Origin of the sequence: Tateyamaria sp. Alg231-49, from assembly GCF_900143535.1 — a bacterium.
Taxonomy (GTDB): domain Bacteria; phylum Pseudomonadota; class Alphaproteobacteria; order Rhodobacterales; family Rhodobacteraceae; genus Tateyamaria.
Genome location: NZ_FRFA01000001.1, coordinates 96,680 through 114,511 on the forward strand (window position 1 = coordinate 96,680; position 17,832 = coordinate 114,511).

General features: G+C 57.5%; 17 protein-coding genes. 6 read left to right on the plus strand and 11 right to left on the minus strand.

The window, feature by feature from the left end:
- The first annotated feature begins 111 nt into the window (after positions 1-111).
- A complete protein-coding gene (gene tcuA, locus DHN60_RS00415; RefSeq protein WP_108835306.1) occupies positions 112-1,575 on the plus strand; it encodes an FAD-dependent tricarballylate dehydrogenase TcuA in 1,464 nt (487 codons plus the stop codon).
- Here the strand turns inward: tcuA and DHN60_RS00420 are convergent.
- Positions 1,572-3,200, minus strand: coding sequence for an AMP-binding protein (locus tag DHN60_RS00420; protein WP_108835307.1), 1,629 nt, complete (start codon positions 3,198-3,200; stop codon positions 1,572-1,574). The two genes, tcuA and DHN60_RS00420, sit on opposite strands and share 4 nt — an antisense overlap.
- Before the next feature lie 122 nt (positions 3,201-3,322).
- Here DHN60_RS00420 and DHN60_RS00425 point away from each other — a divergent pair, with 122 nt between their 5' ends.
- Both DHN60_RS00425 and DHN60_RS00430 read left to right on the plus strand, forming a co-directional pair.
- Positions 3,323-3,964 (plus strand): sulfotransferase family 2 domain-containing protein, encoded by a 642-nt coding sequence (locus tag DHN60_RS00425; protein WP_108835308.1) that lies wholly within the window; start codon positions 3,323-3,325, stop codon positions 3,962-3,964.
- 204 nt (positions 3,965-4,168) lie between these two features.
- Positions 4,169-4,801: a Hint domain-containing protein gene (locus DHN60_RS00430; protein ID WP_234423466.1), complete on the plus strand. Its 633-nt coding sequence runs from the start codon at positions 4,169-4,171 to the stop codon at positions 4,799-4,801.
- 213 nt (positions 4,802-5,014) lie between these two features.
- Here the strand turns inward: DHN60_RS00430 and DHN60_RS00435 are convergent, their stop codons facing one another.
- From DHN60_RS00435 to DHN60_RS00480, 10 genes are all read right to left on the minus strand, one after another.
- Complete coding sequence (locus DHN60_RS00435) at positions 5,015-7,213, minus strand: 3-hydroxyacyl-CoA dehydrogenase NAD-binding domain-containing protein (RefSeq protein ID WP_108835310.1); 2,199 nt, start codon at positions 7,211-7,213, stop codon at positions 5,015-5,017.
- Positions 7,195-8,178 carry a hypothetical protein gene (locus DHN60_RS00440; RefSeq protein WP_108835311.1) on the minus strand — a complete coding sequence of 328 codons (984 nt, stop codon included), beginning with the start codon at positions 8,176-8,178 and terminating at the stop codon, positions 7,195-7,197. The genes DHN60_RS00435 and DHN60_RS00440 overlap by 19 nt, the downstream gene beginning before the upstream one ends.
- Complete coding sequence (locus DHN60_RS00445; RefSeq protein WP_108835312.1) at positions 8,178-9,389, minus strand: acetyl-CoA C-acetyltransferase; 1,212 nt, start codon at positions 9,387-9,389, stop codon at positions 8,178-8,180. Before DHN60_RS00445 ends, DHN60_RS00440 begins: the two co-directional genes overlap by 1 nt.
- A 103-nt stretch (positions 9,390-9,492) precedes the next feature.
- Positions 9,493-10,125: a glutathione S-transferase family protein gene (locus tag DHN60_RS00450; RefSeq protein WP_108835313.1), complete on the minus strand. Its 633-nt coding sequence runs from the start codon at positions 10,123-10,125 to the stop codon at positions 9,493-9,495.
- 220 nt (positions 10,126-10,345) lie between these two features.
- Positions 10,346-11,503, minus strand: coding sequence for an acyl-CoA dehydrogenase family protein (locus DHN60_RS00455; protein ID WP_108835314.1), 1,158 nt, complete (start codon positions 11,501-11,503; stop codon positions 10,346-10,348).
- 24 nt (positions 11,504-11,527) lie between these two features.
- The gene (locus tag DHN60_RS00460; protein ID WP_108835315.1) at positions 11,528-11,740 is read right to left on the minus strand and encodes a hypothetical protein; all 213 of its coding nucleotides are present in this window, start codon (positions 11,738-11,740) and stop codon (positions 11,528-11,530) included.
- Between the two features lie 48 nt (positions 11,741-11,788).
- Positions 11,789-13,570 (minus strand): acyl-CoA dehydrogenase C-terminal domain-containing protein, encoded by a 1,782-nt coding sequence (locus DHN60_RS00465; protein ID WP_108835316.1) that lies wholly within the window; start codon positions 13,568-13,570, stop codon positions 11,789-11,791.
- A gap of 27 nt (positions 13,571-13,597) precedes the next feature.
- Positions 13,598-13,999, minus strand: a complete 402-nt coding sequence (locus DHN60_RS00470) for a MerR family DNA-binding transcriptional regulator (protein ID WP_199913622.1) — start codon at positions 13,997-13,999, stop codon at positions 13,598-13,600.
- Positions 14,000-14,190: 191 nt separating this feature from the next.
- Positions 14,191-14,940: a hypothetical protein gene (locus DHN60_RS00475; protein ID WP_108835317.1), complete on the minus strand. Its 750-nt coding sequence runs from the start codon at positions 14,938-14,940 to the stop codon at positions 14,191-14,193.
- A gap of 106 nt (positions 14,941-15,046) precedes the next feature.
- Positions 15,047-15,421, minus strand: coding sequence for a MerR family DNA-binding transcriptional regulator (locus tag DHN60_RS00480; RefSeq protein ID WP_108835318.1), 375 nt, complete (start codon positions 15,419-15,421; stop codon positions 15,047-15,049).
- A 119-nt stretch (positions 15,422-15,540) separates the two neighbouring features.
- On the opposite strand from DHN60_RS00480, the gene DHN60_RS00485 reads away from it, so the two are divergent.
- Genes DHN60_RS00485 through DHN60_RS00495 form a run of 3 tightly spaced genes read left to right on the plus strand, consistent with a single transcriptional unit; the run spans position 15,541 to position 17,791 of the window.
- Entirely contained in the window at positions 15,541-15,963 is a 423-nt protein-coding gene (locus DHN60_RS00485) for a PaaI family thioesterase (protein ID WP_108835861.1), read from the plus strand.
- On the plus strand, positions 15,960-16,460 hold the full coding sequence (locus DHN60_RS00490; RefSeq protein ID WP_108835319.1) for a PaaI family thioesterase: 501 nt from the start codon (positions 15,960-15,962) through the stop codon (positions 16,458-16,460). Before DHN60_RS00485 ends, DHN60_RS00490 begins: the two co-directional genes overlap by 4 nt.
- A complete protein-coding gene (locus DHN60_RS00495) occupies positions 16,457-17,791 on the plus strand; it encodes an MATE family efflux transporter (RefSeq protein ID WP_108835320.1) in 1,335 nt (444 codons plus the stop codon). The genes DHN60_RS00490 and DHN60_RS00495 overlap by 4 nt, the downstream gene beginning before the upstream one ends.
- Positions 17,792-17,832: the final 41 nt, after the last annotated feature.

Consider the following 17,832-nt stretch of genomic DNA (forward strand, 5'->3'; position numbering starts at 1 on the left):
TTGTTGTTTGCGCGCTCTGTACCGGATCAGGGCTTGCCATTTCCACTGACTCATTCTAAGCACAGATAAATTGTATCCGCTTGGATACAAAATTAGACTAGAGGAAAAGAAATGTCAAAATCCGTGATCGTTGTGGGAACTGGAAACGCCGCCCTTTGTGCTGCCATCGCGGCGCTGGAGAAGGGCGCGCGCGTGACCTTGCTGGAAAAGGCGGACGAAGCGCTGGCCGGGGGCAACACCAAGTACACTGCGGGGGCGATGCGTTTTGCCTATGATGGGGCGGAAGACTTGATACCTTTGCTGCGTGACCCGAATGATCCACGGCTGAGCGCCACCGACTTTGGCAGCTACACCACCGACAAATTCGGAGGCGACCTGCTGGGCTTTAACGACGGTCGTCCTCTGTCGGAAGAACAACAAACGCTGGTCAACACGTCGCTTGAGACAATGGGATGGCTGGCGTCGCATGATGTCAAATTCGAACCGATCTACAGCCGCCAAAGCTTTGAAAAAGACGGGCGGCATGTGTTCTGGGGCGGGTTGACGCTCGCGGCCGAGAACGAAGGCGTCGGCCTATTTGACATGGAACTGGCGGCAGTCGAGCGGATGGGCGGAACTGTACGCTACAACAGCGCTGTGACTGGGCTGATCATGGATGGTGCACGTGTTGTCGGCGTGCGCATTGGTGACGAAGAACTGCATGCCGATGCTGTAATCCTCGCGTCCGGCGGGTTTGAAGCGAACGAAGAGATGCGCATTGCTCACATGGGCCCCAACTGGAAAGCGGCCAAGGTGCGCGGCACCCCGCACAACACTGGCGACGGTCTGCGCATGGCTGAGGCTGCGGGGGCAGAGCCAAATGGCTTTTACAAAGGCGGGCACGCCACGCCGATGGATCTGCATATGGCGGATTTCGGCAACCTTGATCTGCCCCCGGGGGAGCGCAAGAACTATCGCAAGATCTGCTACTTCCTTGGCGTGATGCTAAATGCCAAGGGTGAACGTTTCGTGGATGAAGGCATAAATTTCCGCAACTACACTTACGCGCAATATGGTGCTGTCATTCTGGAGCAGCCCGGACAGTTTGCCTGGCAGGTTTTTGACTCCAAGGTTTTTGACCTGCTGTATGGCGAATACAGTTTCCATGACGCCCATTTTGTCGAGGCCGATACGCTGGAGGCCTTGGTGGCCAAGATGGAGGGCGTGGAGCCGAAAGGTGCCATGGCGACCTTGACCGCTTACAACGCGGCTGTGGATACAGAGACGCCGTTTGATCCGACCTCTCTTGACGGTAAAGGCACAACCGGGCTCGCTCTTGCCAAATCCAACTGGGCGCAAACGCTGGACAAAGGGCCCTTCCGTGCATTCCCTGTCACAGGCGGCATAACCTTTACCTATGGCGGCGTAAAAGTGGACGACCAAGGCCGCGTAATCGGAACAGATGGCGCCCCAATCTCAGGGTTGTTCGCATGTGGCGAGATGGTGGGCGGCGTGTTTTTTGCAGGCTATCCCGGCGGGTCGGGCCTGACGTCGGGCGCGGTGTTCGGGCGGCGTGCGGGGTATGGCGCGGCCTAATCGGCCGCCGCCAATTTCCGCAGCTCGAATTTCTGGATCTTGCCCGTGGATGTCTTGGGCAATTCCTGGAACACGACTTTTTTTGGGGCTTTGAACCCGGCCAGTTTCTCCCGGCTGAACGCGATCAGGTCGGCCTCGCTCGGGGCCGTGCCCGGTTTTAGTTCAATGAAGGCGCAGGGTACCTCACCCCATTTATCATCTGGCTTGGCCACCACGGCGGCAAGGTTCACATCCGGGTGTGCCATCAGCACACCTTCGACCTCGACCGAGCTGATGTTTTCGCCGCCCGAAATAATGATGTCTTTGGCGCGGTCCGCGATCTGGATGTACCCATCCGGGTGCTGGATCGCGATGTCACCTGAATGGAAGTAGCCGCCTTCAAAGGACTCAGACGTCGCTTGCGGGTTCTTATAGTACCCCTTCATCACCGAATTCCCGCGGATCATGATCTCGCCCTGCGCCGCCCCGTCCATCGACACCTGCGCCATGTCTGCGTCCATGACCGTAATGTGTTCCATCATTGGAAAGGCGACACCCTGACGGGCCTTGATGGCCGCCTTGTCGTCCTGAGGCAGTTCATCCCAGTCTTCGCCCCGCCACACGCATTCTGTGACGTGACCATAGGTTTCCGTCAGTCCGTAAACCTGGGTGACGTTGAACCCCATAGTCTCGATCTTGCCCAGTGTTGCCGGGGCAGGAGGTGCGCCCGCAGTAAAGACCTCGACCAGGTGATCAAACGGACGGCGGTCACTTGCGTCGGCGTTGACCAGCATGTTGAGAACGATAGGTGCACCGCCAAAGTGGGTGACCCCTTCGTCAGCGATGGCGTTGAAGATATTCGCGGCCGTAATATCACGACAGCACACAATCGCACCGCCAAGTACGGGCATCATCCATGTGTGGTTCCACCCATTGCAGTGAAACAGAGGCACGATTGCCAGATAGACAGGGTGCAACGTCAGCTGCCAGCTTACCACAGTACCCATTGTCATAAGATACGCACCCCGGTGGTGATGCACGACGCCTTTGGGTCGCCCCGTGGTGCCGGACGTATAGCTAAGCGCGAGGCTTTCCCATTCATCCTCGGGCATGATCCATTCAAATGCTGGATCAGCGGCTGCAAGCACGTTTTCATAAACCGGGTGCCGTCCAGTTGCGGGAAAGCCCGCAGCCTCATCAGGCACTTCAATAATCTCGGGGCCGGATCCTTCCATACCGGCAAGTGCGGCCTCAGCCAGTGGGACAAATTGCGTATCGACAAGCGCCACTTTGGCACCGCCATGTCCGAAAATGTAGGACACCGTATCCACATCAAGCCGCGTGTTGATGGTGTTCAGAACCGCGCCGCATGCAGGCACGCCGAAATGCGCTTCGGCCTGCGCGGGCAGGTTGGGGATCAGGGTCGCGACGACGTCTCCGGGCGCTACGCCGCGCGCAGCCAATGCAGAGGCAAGTCGCGTGCAGCGTTCGTAGTATTGGGCGTAGGTCACGCGATGTGCGCCATAGATCACCGCCGTGCGGTGGGCAAACACGTGAGCTGCGCGGCGCAAATGCGAAAGCGGCGTCAACGCCACATAGTTCGCTGGCGTCTTGCCCAATCCCGTTTCATCGGCCATCCAACCCATCACGTTTCTCCCCATAACCGCAATACGATGTCGGCAGACTATGGCGCTGTGCGTCCGGGATGAAAAGAGAGGATGCATCGCAAAACATTGGACGCGGGCGCTTGCATCACTAGGGTGCGAACATGATCCTGAGTTTAGGCCGCCAGTACGTTTTTATCCATGCGCCCAAAACGGGGGGCACGTCCATGGCGCTGGCGCTTGAAGGGCGCGCCATGAAGGATGACATCATGCTGGGCGATACGCCCAAAGCATCAAAGCGGCGCAATCGGGTCAAGGAAGTCGAGACGCGTGGCAGGCTTTGGAAACACAGCACGCTGGCCGATATCGACGGACTGGTCCCAACGCTTGATGGGCTCTTTGCGTTTACGCTGGTCCGCAACCCGTGGGATCGGATGGTCAGCTATTACCATTGGCTACTGGATCAAAGCTTTGATCATCCTGCGGTCGCATTGGCCGCGCAAACGGAATTTGTTGATTTCGCCTGTGCGTCAGAAACCTGCGCTGCCATGCGAGCGACCCCTGCGCGATATTACATGACCGATGCCACGGGGCAGGAACGGTGTGACCTCTACATCCGGCTGGAGGCGTTTGAGGGGGACGCGGCACCACTGTGGGATCATCTGGGGTTTAGACTGACCCTGCCGCAATCAAACGCATCAACGCGTGGCCCGGATTACCGGGATTACTACACCCCGGCCGCTCAGAAGGCGGTGGGGGAAGCCTGTGCAGAAGACATTGAGAGATTCGGGTATGCCTTCGAATAATCCCGTCTAAAGAGAATTTTCTTCGAAATTGTCCCAAATGCGGAGCCAATCTTGGAAACTTGACGAGGATTGTACGGCAATGTGGCGACAGTGCCCAAGTTCGGCCTTATTCGTGGCAAGTCTTTGCCCCGAGAATCATCCCAACTGGTTCCATCAAACGCAACCGGCGCACCAAAAGGCGCCGTCACCATGGGGATGGATGAGATGTTTGGATGGACGAAGAAAACTGCGCCGCGCTACATGCCAGAAACGTCTGGGGCGAGCGATGGTGTTGCCTTGAACACGGCCGGATTGCTGAGTGGATGCTATGTGGCGACTGCCACTGGGTGGCGACCAGTCGAAGCCATTGCGGTTGGCGACATGATAATGACATTCGACTGCGGGTTGTGCCCGGTCCGCGAAGTGCGTCGAGAGACGTTTTGCGTCGCAGGCATGATAACGCCCTCGGTTTACGACTCGGTCTTTGTGCCTGCGGGTGCACTTGGAAATTCCAAGGATGTCGAATTGTTGCCGGATCAGGGTGTTCTGATTGAAAGTGACGCGGCTTGTGATGCGCATGGCGACCCGTTTGCCGTTGTGCTTGCACGGTCTCTGGTTGGGTATCGCGGCATCAGCCGTACCCCGGCCCGCAGACAGATCGAAGTGATCACGCTGGTCTTTGACAAGGCTCAGGTCATTTATGGCAATGGCGGCGCTCTGATATACTGCCCGCCAGCTGAAATCTGTCTGTCAGATTTCGGCAAACAGCGCGATGCCTACGACGTCATTCCGGTGGAAGAGGCAGAGTTTCTGGTCGAGTGCATGATGGTCGAAGATCGCGCTCGAGCAGCCGCCTGACCTCAGTTGAATATGTCAACGCGCTGAAACCAGCGCGCTGATGCCCTCCAAGCAAGAATGCCTTGTGCCTTTGGAGTAATTGCTCGTGCCCTCGGGTTGTTCCAGGCATCCGGCGGTGATGGTTTGACCCGTTCGCGAGTCGGAGAAAAGCCATCCACAAATGAGAAAGGCCACGCATATGCGTGGCCTTTCTTTTCAGTGTTCTTGAGTTATTCAAGCGGCTTGGGCGTCTTTCGGACCAAACCTACCATAAAAGCTCTGGCCTTTCTCGGCCATCTCGCGCAGCAGGGCAGGGCATTTGAACCGCTCGCCATATTGCGCCTCAAGCTGATCACACCGCTCGGCTGCGTAAGGTGCACCGATGATGTCTAGCCACGACAGCGGCCCACCGGACCAAGGCGCAAAGCCCCAGCCCAGGATCGCACCGACGTCACCTTCGCGGATATCCATCAGCACGCCCTCTTCCAGTGCGCGTACAGCCTCAAGCACCTGGGAGAAAAGCAGGCGGTGCTGTACTTCGAGCAGTTCCGGTTGATCGTCGGCCAGCGGGTATTTTTTATTCAGACCGCTCCACAGTCCGGTGCGCTTGCCCTTGTCGTCATAGGCGTAAAAGCCTGCATTGGCTTTGCGCCCCAGACGTCCTTCGCCTTCCAACCAGAAGATCAGGTCGTCAGCACCCGAATTTGGGTATGCATCGCCCATCGCCGCCATGGTGGCACGCGCGATCTTGGCCCCGAGGTCGATGGCCGTCTCATCGGTCAGTTGCAGTGGCCCAAGTGGCATGCCCACGAGCTTTGCTGCGTTTTCGATCAGCGCAGGTTCGATCCCCTCGGTGACCATCCGCGCGCCTTCGTTGACGTACGGAATGATGCAACGGTTGGCGTAGAAGAACCGCGCGTCATTTACAACGATTGGTGTCTTGCGGATCTGACGGACGTAATCGAGCGCCTTTGCGACGGCCCGATCGCCTGTTTCGTTGCCTTTGATGATCTCGACCAGCAGCATCTTTTCAACAGGAGAAAAGAAGTGAATGCCGATGAACTGGTCCTGATTTTTGGACGCCTTGGCGAGTTCAGAGATCGGCAACGTTGAGGTGTTTGAGGCAAAGATGCAGTCTTCTGGAATGATCGCCTCTACCTTTTGGGTGATTTCCGCTTTGATCTTTGGATCTTCAAATACCGCTTCGATGATCAGATCGCAGCCCTTGAGCGCCTCCAGATCTGGCGTCGGGGTGATGCGCGCAAGCAAAGCGTCGGCCTTGTCTTGCGTGGTCTTGCCCCGCTTCAATCCACCCTCGGTGTATTTCTGTGCGTAGGCCTTGCCTTTGTCCGCGGCCTCCTGATCGCGGTCGATCAAGACAACCTCGATCCCCGCCTGTGCGGATACCAGCGCAATACCGGCACCCATCAGCCCCGCGCCGAGAACACCCAGTTTTTTCACCCGCTGATCAGGCACACCCGCAGGGCGCACAGCGCCTTTTTCCAGTGCTTCTTTGTTCAGGAAAAGAGAGCGGATCATAGCACCCGAAGAAGGGTTGAGCAGGATGTTCGTAAACCAGCGCGCCTCAACCTTGAGGGCTGTATCAAAGGGCACAAGCGCGCCTTCGTATACTGCCGAAAGAAGCGCCTTGGCCGCCGGGTAAACGCCTTGGGTCTTGCCGTTGACCATGGCCGCTGCACCAACAAAAGTCATGAAGCCTGCCGGATGGTAGGGCGCGCCGCCGGGCATTTTGTAACCCTTAGCGTCCCATGGCTTGAGCAGATCGGCGTCCGTTGCACTTAGCACCCATGCGCGGGCGGCGGCGACCGGATCATCAACCACTTCGTCGACCAGTGTCCCCTTGGCCTTGTCCGGGGACAGCATCTTGCCTTCCAACAGGAAAGGAGAAGCGCCCATTGCGCCCAGTTTGCGTACCAGTCGGGTTGTGCCACCAGCGCCGGGGAAGATGCCGACCATGATCTCTGGCAGGCCCACCTTGGCCTTGGGGTTGTTCGCCAGGAAAATGCGGTGCGTGGCCAGTGGCAGTTCCAGCCCAATGCCGGCGGCTGTGCCGGGCAGGGCTGCGGCGATCGGTTTGCCGCCCTTGTTGGTTTTGGGGTCCATGCCCGCCCGCTCGATCTTGCGCAGCAGTCCGTGCATTTTCATTGTGCCATCAAAGAGGCCCTTTGCGGGATCGTCGCCCGCGTCTTCCTTCATCTTGGCCAACAGGTTCAAATCCATTCCGCCGGCAAATGTGTCCTTGCCAGACGTGATAACGACACCCTTGACCGCATCATCGGCCAGCACGTCGTCGATCATGTCGTTGAGCAATTCGAGCCCTTCGAACGACATGACGTTCATGGATTTTTCGGGCACATCCCACGAGATTGTGGCGATGCCTTCTGCGTCCTTGACTAGAGTGAAGTCGGCCATGATTTGGTCCTTTCCTGAATATCACGGTGCGTCAACAGAGCATCTGTCGGCTCTGGCGCGCTATACGGGTATGTGTCGTTGGCGATGGAGTCGGTGACGTGTTTCAGCTTCCAGCCCATGCCGATATGTTTGAGGATCATGCGTGTTTTAATTGCGGGGATGGCCGCTTGGCCGTCCTTGGAAAACACGCTGTTGTGGTAGCCGCACATGATGTTGGGACCCATGAACTGAGCTGTTTCAGCCTTGCGCTCAAACGTGTCGGCCTTGCCGCCGCTTATCATGTCCACCGTCATGTCGAATAATGGGCGGACGTCCTCGGGCGTGGACATCAGAGTGTCCAGCGCGTTGCCATGATACGTGTAGGGTAGATCACACAGCGCGATGTAGGCGTCAAAATCCCGTTCGCGGGTGGCATCTGTCAAACGATCCAGAAACTGTTGATAGACGCGCAGCGGGTTGTTCACGTTGCGTCTTTGATCGTGCATGTCCTTTGGGTTGCGGACAGTTCCTTGCGACGCGAAATGCATGAGGTTTATTGGCCAGCCGCGCGATTCAAATTCGCTTGCCACTTCAATTGTACGCCAAACGCCATCGACGTGTTGCAGCACGATCCTGTTGAGGTAACTCGGCACCATCTTTGTCGCATTTCGCAAAGCGTGCGTTACATAGTGACCTTCGATCATTTGGTCATTGATAAACTCGGCATCTGTGGCAAGTCGGATCAGTTGGTTCACGCCAAGACTGCGCAACGAGTTGGAGAAAGCGCTGACGCCCGCATGCAAATCCGCCTCGTTTTCGACAATCAGGTCCACATCCATTGTGATACGGCGATAGGGCGTGTTTAGTGTCGTCCGCATCGTAGCGACGTCGCCGTCAAGCAAAGCGCGGGACTGGGTGTCCAACACGTCCTGCATCAACGACATCGCATCGGCGCGTTGGATATGGTTTCCTGATCCTTCGACCATCAGACGCGCTCGATTATCGTAGCAGCTCCCATGCCGGAAGCGATGCACAACGTCGCAAGGCCCACCTCTTTGTCTGCACGCTCAAGTTCGTCCAGAAGAGTGCCGATGATCATCGCGCCTGTGGCACCCAACGGGTGACCCATCGCAATAGAGCCGCCGTTTACGTTGACCTTGTCGTGGTCCACATCAAAGGCCTGCATAAAGCGCAACACGACACTGGCAAAAGCCTCGTTCACCTCGAACAGGTCGATATCGGAGATGTCCATGCCGTTGTCCTTCAGGATCTTTTCGGTCACGGGCACAGGGCCAGTTAGCATGATGGTTGGGTCGGTCCCGATTTTGGCAGTGGCCCGAATACGGGCGCGGGGTTTGAGGCCCCATTTTTCACCAAATTCCTTGTTGCCGATCAGTATGGCCGCCGCACCATCAACGATGCCAGACGAGTTGCCCGCATGGTGGATGTGATTGATCCGCTCAAGGTGCGGGTACTTCATCAACGCGACTTTATCAAAGCCGGGCATGACTTCGCCCATCGCTTGAAATGCAGGGTTCAAGCTGCCCAGCGACTGCATGTCGGTTTGGGGACGCATGTATTCGTCGTGATCCAAGATGGTCAGACCGTTTATGTCTTTGATCTCGATCACCGACTTGGCAAAGCGGTTGTCATCCCATGCGGCCTTGGCGCGCTGCTGGCTGGCGACCGCCAATTGGTCGGCGTCGTCGCGGGTAAAGCCGTATTCGGTGGCAATGATGTCCGCGCTGATGCCCTGAGGGACAAAATACGTGTCCATAGCAATGCTGGGATCTGCCGCAATCGCCGCCCCGTCCGAGCCCATAGCAACACGGCCCATCATCTCGACGCCGCCAGCGATATATGCATCACCCGCCCCGCCGCGCACTTGGTTGGCGGCCAGATTGACGGCTTCCATTCCGCTGGCACAAAAGCGGTTGATCGCAAGGCCCGGAATCTTTTCGTCGAGGTCCGATGCAAGCACGGCAGAACGCGCAAGGCATCCGCCCTGTTCCATGACTTGGGTGACGTTGCCCCAGATCACGTCTTCGACCGCGTGCCCGTCAAATCCGTTGCGCTCTTTGATCGCGTTCAGTGTCTGTGCGGACAAGCGCAGCGAGGTCACTTCGTGCAGGCTGCCATCTTTGCGCCCCTTCCCGCGCGGGGTGCGGATCGCGTCGTAGATATAGGCTTCGGTCATGATGTTCGTCCTTTCGGAATGGGCGTCGTGTTCATGTCATAGGTGGAGTAGACCGGTTGGTCTAATCAAGAGTGACGTTACGGCGATTTACGTAAACGTTAAGTCAGGCGCGGTCCGCAGGGGACCCGGGCATGAGGTCGTAAGGTGCTTTCCAGCCTTCAAGCCCCTGCAGGTTGGTCAACCAACGATCAATATTGGGCCAATCGGCACGCGAAAACCCGAACGGTTCTGGGTAAAACAGATAACCACAGCAGCTCAGATCCGCGTTTGTGACGCCATCACCCACAATCCAGTCACGGTTCGCAAGATGTGTATCAAGTACGGTGTAGGCCCCTTTTAACCGCCCCTGATTGAAGGCGATGACCTCTTGAGGCCGTTTGTCTTCGGGCAGGAAATTCATCAGGAACCGAGTGAGGCCGCACATGGACGACAGCTTGTGATTGTCCCACAAAACCCAGCGCAAGACTTCGTATTTGTCTTCGCCCTCTCCTCCGAACTTGCCAGTTTTGTCTGTGATGTATTGCTGGATCACGCCGGACTGGCTGATCTTTTTGTCGCCATCAATCAACAGAGGGGCTTCGCCCATTGGGTTCAGCGCGCGGTAAGCATCGCTGCGCGCGGCGCCGCTGAAAAAGTCGACGTATACCGGTTCCCACTCAAGACCGGACAGTTCCAAGGCAAGAGCAGCCTTATAGGAATTTCCACTTTCGCCGAAGCAGTGCAGTTGGAGCGTCATGTTGTAGACCCTTTTTGTCGGTGTGATTGAAGTGGCGGGAACGGGGGGTTCACACCCCGAAACCTCCATGGAGTTTGTTGCGCGGGTTTAAGCATCGCCTCAGATCTCTTCGCAGAGATGTGAGACGAGTTAGAATCTTGGGGTGCCGGTCCTGTCGTATCGCCGGAAAAGCTTCTGACGGAAGCTCTCTTGCTCAGGGATCTTGCTGTAGCGGAAGACGTCAAAACGCCCTCGCGATAAGCTCTTTCATGATTTCGTTGGTGCCGCCGTAAATGCGTTGGACCCGCGCGTCTGTCCACATCCCGCCGATGTCATAGTCTTGGGTGAACCCATAGCCACCGTGCAGTTGTAGACACTCGTCCAAAACCCAAGCTTGCGTGTCAGTCGTCCAGTATTTGCACATCGCGGCCTTGTCGACGCTCAGCTCTCCGCGCAGGTGCTCGGCCATGCATTCATCAAAAAACGCCCGGCTGACCATTGTTTTGGTCTTTGCCTCGGCCAGTTTGAAGCGAGTGTTCTGAAACTGCATGATCGGCCCGCCAAAGGCTTCGCGTTCTTTACAATACGCTATCGTACGCTCAACCGCGCCCTCCATCGCACCGACTGCGGAGCAGGCGATGATCAGCCGCTCCTGGGGCAATTGCTGCATCATCTGATAGAATCCCTGACCCTCAGTCCCGCCAAGGATGTTTTCTGGTGGGATTTCGACGTTGTCGAAGAACAGTTCGGACGTGTCAGAAGCATGCATGCCGATTTTGTCTAGGTTGCGTCCCCGTTCAAATCCGGCTGCGCCGTCAGTTTCCACGGCGACAAGCGATACGCCCTTTGATCCCAATGCAGGATCGGTCTTGGCCGCCACCACGATCAGGTTGGCATGTTGACCGTTGGTGATAAACGTCTTGGACCCTGTCAGCTTGTAGGCGTTGCCCTCGCGGATGGCGCGGGTCTTGATCGCCTGCACGTCTGATCCGGTCGAGGGTTCGGTCATAGCAAGCGCGCCAACCATCTCGCCCGTCACCATCTTGGGCAGCCAGCGCGACTTCTGATCTTCGGTGCCATAGGCGAGGATGTAATGGGCAACGATGCCGGAATGTATGCCGTGACCCCAGGCCGCCAGATTGCAGCGGGCTGCTTCGATCAGAATGGCCGCTTCGTGACCAAAGTCGCCGCCAGCGCCGCCGAATTCTTCGGGGATGGAAGGGCAAAGGAGGCCCAATTCGCCCGCTTGGCCCCAGGTGCTGCGATCCATCTCGCCCTGTTTGCGCCAGCGTTCGAATTCGGATGCCCACTCATTGGTGATGAACTGCGCGGTCATATCCGCGATCATCTGATGCTCGTCGGTCATCCAGCCTGCGGGACTTTGTTCCAGATCCTTCATTTTCTCCTCCCCAAAAGAAAAAGCTCAGCGTTTGCGGGCCTCAAGTTCTGCGTTGAACAAGCGTAGCCGCGCCGTCAGGTTTTCTTCATTAATCACACTGTCGAAGTTTTCGAAAAGAAAAGACAGCGCCTCGCCCTCATCTAATCCTGCCTCGGCCGCGAACCGCTTGAGCCGACGATACCCGTCTTCGGTCATGGCAACAGGAAAACGGCGGGTGAGGCGAAAGCGTTTGGGCATGAGGACAACTCTGAAAAGGGTAGGGCGGGGATGTCCCCCGCCCCAACCTTAGAAGTTTGCAGCCTCAAGCGCCATAACTGTATCGCCGCCTGACTGAATACGCGTCAGGTGCAGCGCCGTGGCAGGCAACTGGCGCGCCATGTAGTAACGCCCGGTGGCCAGCTTCGTCTCATAGAACTCAGGATCAGATGTCCCGTCAGCCAGTGCGGCGCGTGCTGCTTTGCCCATCCGTGCCCACATAAGGCCAAGGCAAACGTGACCGAACATGTGCATGAAGTCATAAGACCCTGACAGCGCGTTGTTGGGGTTCTTCATCCCTTGCTGCATGAAGTACATGCCCGCAGCTTGGAGATCTTTTGATGCTGCCTTCAACGGGTCAAGGAACTCCTTGTCAAAGGCCTCGTCTTGGCCTGCGTTGTCTTTGATAAAGGATTTCACGAGGTCAAAGAACGCCATCACGTGTTTCCCGCCATCCTGCGCCAGCTTACGGCCCACAAGGTCCAGCGCCTGAACGCCGTTGGCCCCTTCGTAGATCATCGCGATCCGGGCATCGCGGGTGTATTGCGACATGCCCCATTCTTCGATGTAGCCGTGTCCGCCATAGACCTGCTGGGCTTTGATAGTGTTGTCATAGCCAACATCCGTCAGGAAGCCTTTGATGACCGGGGTTAGCAGCGACACAATGCCGTCCGCATCCTTGTCGTCAGACCGGTGGGCCGCGTCGATCATTGTCGCACCCCAAAGGATGAAAGCGCGAGCGCCTTCGGCAAATGACTTCTGGTCCATTAGCGAGCGACGGATATCGGGGTGCACGATCAGTGGATCGGCCGGGCCCTCGGGGTTTTTCACGCCCGTGACGTCACGACCTTGCAAGCGGTCTTTGGCGTAGTCCAGCGCGTTCTGGTATGCGACTTCGGCCTGTGACAGCCCTTGCATACCCACACCCAGACGTGCCTCGTTCATCATGGTGAACATGGCGCGCATGCCTTTGTGCTCTTCCCCGATCAGGTAACCGATGGCCCCATCATAGTTCATCACGCAGGTTGAGTTGCCGTGAATGCCCATTTTTTCTTCGATGTTGCCGACGGCCACGCCGTTGCGGGCACCAAGTGATCCGTCTTCGTTCACAAGGAACTTGGGCACGATGAACAGGGACACGCCCTTGATGCCTTCAGGACCGCCGACGATCTTGCCCAGCACAAGGTGGATGATGTTGTCGGCCATGTCGTGCTCACCGGCAGAGATGAAAATCTTCTGACCTGTAATCTTGAAGCTGCCATCGTCTTGTGGCTCGGCCTTGGTGCGCATCAATCCCAGATCGGTGCCGCAATGTGGTTCGGTCAGGTTCATGGTGCCGGTCCATTCGCAGGACACCATCTTGGGTAGATAGGTATCTTTCTGCTCTTGCGTGCCATGCGCCAGGATTGCCGAGGCCGCGCCGTGCGTCAGGCCTTGATACATCGTGAATGCCATATTGGCTGAGCTGAACATTTCCCCAACAGCCGAGCCGATGACGACGGGCATATTCTGCCCCCCGAACTCTTCGGGCATATCGAGGCCGGGCCATCCACCTTCTTTGACCTGCTCGAATGCGTCCTTGAAACCGGTTGGCGTGTAGACGATGCCGTTTTCAAGGCGGCACCCTTCTGTATCGCCGACCACGTTCAGGGGGGCGAGCACTTCGGAAGTCAGCTTGCCCGCTTCTTCGAGGATGGCAGAGGTAAAGTCTGCCTCCAACTCCTCATAGCCGGGGATCGTGCTGCCTGTGATGTTCAGCACATCGTGCAGGATGAATTGCATGTCTTTGGTGGGTGGTGTGTAGCTTGGCATGGTTTTCTCCCGGTCGTAGCGCGCCGCTTATTCAGCGGCGTTTTTGGCGGTGTTCATAGAGGCGAGCATTTTCTCACCCCATTTCAGTTGGTCTTGCAGATCGCCGATGGCTTCGTTCAACTCGTCGCGCTGGGCGACCATGTCTGCAAGGCGATCGCTGGCAATTTCGTAGGTGCGTGCCAGTTGGGTCTGTTGCTGGTCGCCCATGTCATACAGGTCGAGCAGTTGTCTGATCTCTTCGAGGCTGAAGCCAAAACGCTTCCCACGAAGAATCAGTTTGAGCCGGGCCCGGTCGCGTTTCGTGAACAGGCGCTTTTGCCCTTCGCGCACTGGGAACAGCAGTTCCTTGGCTTCGTAGAAGCGCAATGTCCGCGGTGTGACGTTAAATGCGTCGCACATTTCACGGATGGTCATGGTTTTATCAATCATCTTTGGATCACTCGCGTGTCTTGTCACGCCAAGTACATGGGAGAGCCGGTGATGCGATGCAACAGCACAGTGACGTTTACGTAAATCATACGTTACGTCACTTTCAAAGTTGACGTGCCTGTTGTCCACGTCAAGTGCGAAAGCAAGTGGAATTTGAGACAAACAGCCGCATTTTCGGCGACATTGGGGCCTCAGGTGGCGGGCTGATCTGACGCCTGTGCGCTGTTACCCGCGCTGATCCACAGCTGATCCAGCTCATCAAGGCGTTCTGTGGAATAACTCGGAGCCGAATCCCAATACCGACCTGACTCGACGAAATAGCCGAGGGTGTCTTCGTAGCCTTGCGCCCGGTCAAACGCCAAAGGGTTGGCGCGTATCTTCGGCATAGCGCTTTGGCCGATGTCGTTCAGTTCCATTGGCGGGAATATGAGGCGGCTTTCTCCGCCCGGGGCACGAACGCAGGCACAACCCTGTCCCGAAGCATGCAGCATCAGGCGTGCCGACTTGGCTTCAAGATTTCGCAATGTGATGTCCTCGCGCAGAGGGTCCGCCGATCCTGTGCCATAAAAATGGGGATTGCCGGTGGTGGGATAAACCATGTCACAGCCGACAAAAATCATAGCCGAAGGGCGCAACGCGGCAAGAACCCAATACCCGGCCGTAAAGGCCATGGTCGCCCCCGCATAAACAATCCCGCCGTACGTGTTGTTGGCGGGTACGTATTCGGCCGCACCGATGCGCGTTTGCCCAGGTGTCAGATCAGTTGGGGCGCGGTCCGTCGGAAAATCTTCCGGCGAGATGTGATAGTCCCAATCGTTCCGTACGCTCCACGCATTGTTAATGGCCACGATCGAGGAAAACAGCGTCTTGGGCAGGTCCCGTGCCGCCAGTACACCCGGAGCGCTGCCGAGGATGAGTACCGGTTTCGTCGATTTTGTCATTGCAGCGTTTACCTTGGCCTGTGCTTCCAAAGGTTTAGGACGCGTGAGGCGGAGGTCAAACGAAGTACATCTAAAAAAGGACCCAAGTCCAAAAAGTGGGAGGGGCCTATTTGCCGGCCAATTCGTTTGCAACGCTGTCGCGCAAGTCCTTCAACTCGGCTGTGGCTTCGGCGAGTTGTTTGCGCTGTTCTTCCAGTTCGGCCAGTTGACCGTCAGCCAATTCGACCCAAGCCCGCATTTGGGCTTCGTTGCCTTCGTTTTCGTAGATCAGCAGCCACTGGCGGATGTCTTCCAGCTGAAACCCGAACTTTCGGCCCCTCAGGATAAGTTTCATCCGCGCATTATCGCGGGCGCCGTAAAAGCGTGAACGCCCTTCGCGGTCAGGCTTGAGCAGCTCAATGTATTCGTAATAGCGCAACGTGCGCGGCGTTACATCGAACTGCGCGCACATTTCTTTAAAGCTCAAGCGCTCATCTGACATGGCTTGCCTCTCCCCTGCAGCGAATCCTAAGGCGGGATTTCTCTGAGGGCAACAGGTGCCTTGCTCTGATCGAGGGGCGCGCCCATAACGTGATGACAGTCCAGAAAGAAAAGAGCGATATGCCTGACCGACTGAAGAATATACGCCAGTTCATCGAAGCCCTCCCGCATTCTCGCGATCTGGGCATGGAACTTGTTAAAGTGACGGGCGGGGAGGCAGTGATTTCGGTGCCCTATGACACCCGTCTGATCGGTGATCCCGAAACCGGCGTGATCAGCGGTGGGGCCGTTTCGGCACTGATGGACACTTGTTGCGGAGCGGCCGTTATGGCGCATCCTGCAAACACCGGCGGCACCGCAACGCTGGATCTGCGCATCGATTACATGCGCGCGGCCACTCCTGGACAGGCGATCACGACCCATGCGACCTGTTACCATGTGACCCGCTCCGTCGCCTTTGTTCGTGCCACGGCCGTGGATGAAGATGCCGACAATCCGGTGGCCACCGCGACCGGGGCATTCACTGTGGAGGGTGCGCGATGAAACGACCCGAACCCGTTCAGGCCGTCAAACAGCGGCGCGATGCCGCCCTGCGTGCGCTGGTGGATGGCGTGCCATACATCCAGTACCTCGGTGTTAAGATTGATCGTCGTGGGGACGAATTGACGGCTATCCTGCCTTTCGCCGACAAACTTATCGGAAATCCCATGCTGCCGGCCCTCCACGGAGGAGTGACGGCCGCCTTTCTTGAGGTGACGGCAGTGATCACGCTCAGTTGGTCCTACATTTGGGACGATATCGAAAGCGGTGCGCTGGATTTTGAAGTCGCGGGTTCGCCGCCCTTGCCACGTCTGCCGAAAACCGTCGATTTTTCGGTAGATTACCTCCGCTCCGGCTTGCCACGAGACGCATATGCGCGGGCACGGATCAACAGGTCTGGGCGGCGCTATGCCAGCGTCCATGTCGAGGCGTGGCAAGACAATCGCGATCGGCTTTTTGCGCAAGGCACAGGTCACTTTGTCATGCCCCAGCGGCGGTGAGTACAAAGGCAAACCCAACTGCGCCTGCCGCCCCGCTCACGCATCGCAGGGTGCTGAAAATCGCGCTGCCCATCGTCTTGTCCAATGCCACGGTTCCGATCCTTGGGGCGGTGGATGTTGGGGTGGTTGGACAAATGGGAGAGGCCGCGCCCATTGGGGCCGTCGCCATGGGCGCAATCATCCTGACCACAGTCTATTGGATCTTCGGCTTTTTGCGCATGGGTACCGTTGGTCTCGTCGGGCAGGCGGCCGGGGCGGGCGATGAGGATGAAGTGTCGGCATGGCTGACACGCGCGCTGTTGGTTGCGGGGCTTGGTGGTCTGAGTCTGATCGTGTTGCAAGCCCCGCTGTTCTGGGCAGCGTTCCAACTGTCACCGGCCAGTCCCGAGGTTGAAAACCTTGCGCGTGGATACCTGACCATTCGCATCTGGACGGCTCCTGCGGCGATCGCGGTTTACGCCCTTACAGGTTGGCTGATCGCGATGGAGCGCACAGGCGCTGTGTTCTGGATTCAGCTGGGCATGAATGGGGTCAATATTGCGCTGAACTTTGTCTTTGTTCTCGGCTTTGGCTGGGGGGTTGAGGGCGTGGCCATCGCCACGGTTATCGCCGAAGTACTGGGCGCGGCCTTGGGCCTTTGGTTTTGCCGCGCGGCCTTTGTGCGCCCCGCATGGCGGGACCGCGCACGGGTACTTGAGCGGGCCAAACTGGTGCGTATGGCGTTGCTGAACACAGACATCTTACTGCGTTCAGCCATGTTGATGGTCATCTTTTCCAGCTTTGTTTTCATCGGCGCACGTTTTGGGGATGTGACGCTCGCGGCCAACGAAGTGCTGATCCAGTTCATGTATATCACCGCACACGCGATGGACGGGTTTGCATTTGCCGCCGAGACGCTGATCGCGCGGGCCTATGGTCGTGGAGACGGGCGCCGTGTCCGCCGTGCTGCACTGATAACGGGGATGTGGGGATTGATGATTTGTGTGGTCACTGCGGCTGCATTCCTGCTGGCCGGTCCTTGGCTGATTGACGTGATGGCAAAGGACGCAGACGTGCAACAGGAGGCGCGGGCCTATTTGTGGTGGATGGTGGCAGCACCCTTGCTGGGCTGTGCGGCGTGGATGCTGGACGGTATTTTCATCGGGGCCGCGCGAGGGCGGGACATGCGCAACATGATGGCGCTGTCATTTGTCATCTATTGGGGTGCGATTTTCCTGTTGTTGCCGGTGATGGGCAATCATGGCTTGTGGGCGGCTTTGCTGATTTCATTTGTCGCACGCGGGGTGACGCTGGGTGCACGCTATCCAGCGCTGGAACGGGCCGCGGGGTAAGAACCGGGGCGCTGCCCCAACACTTGGACTTCAGTTTGTGA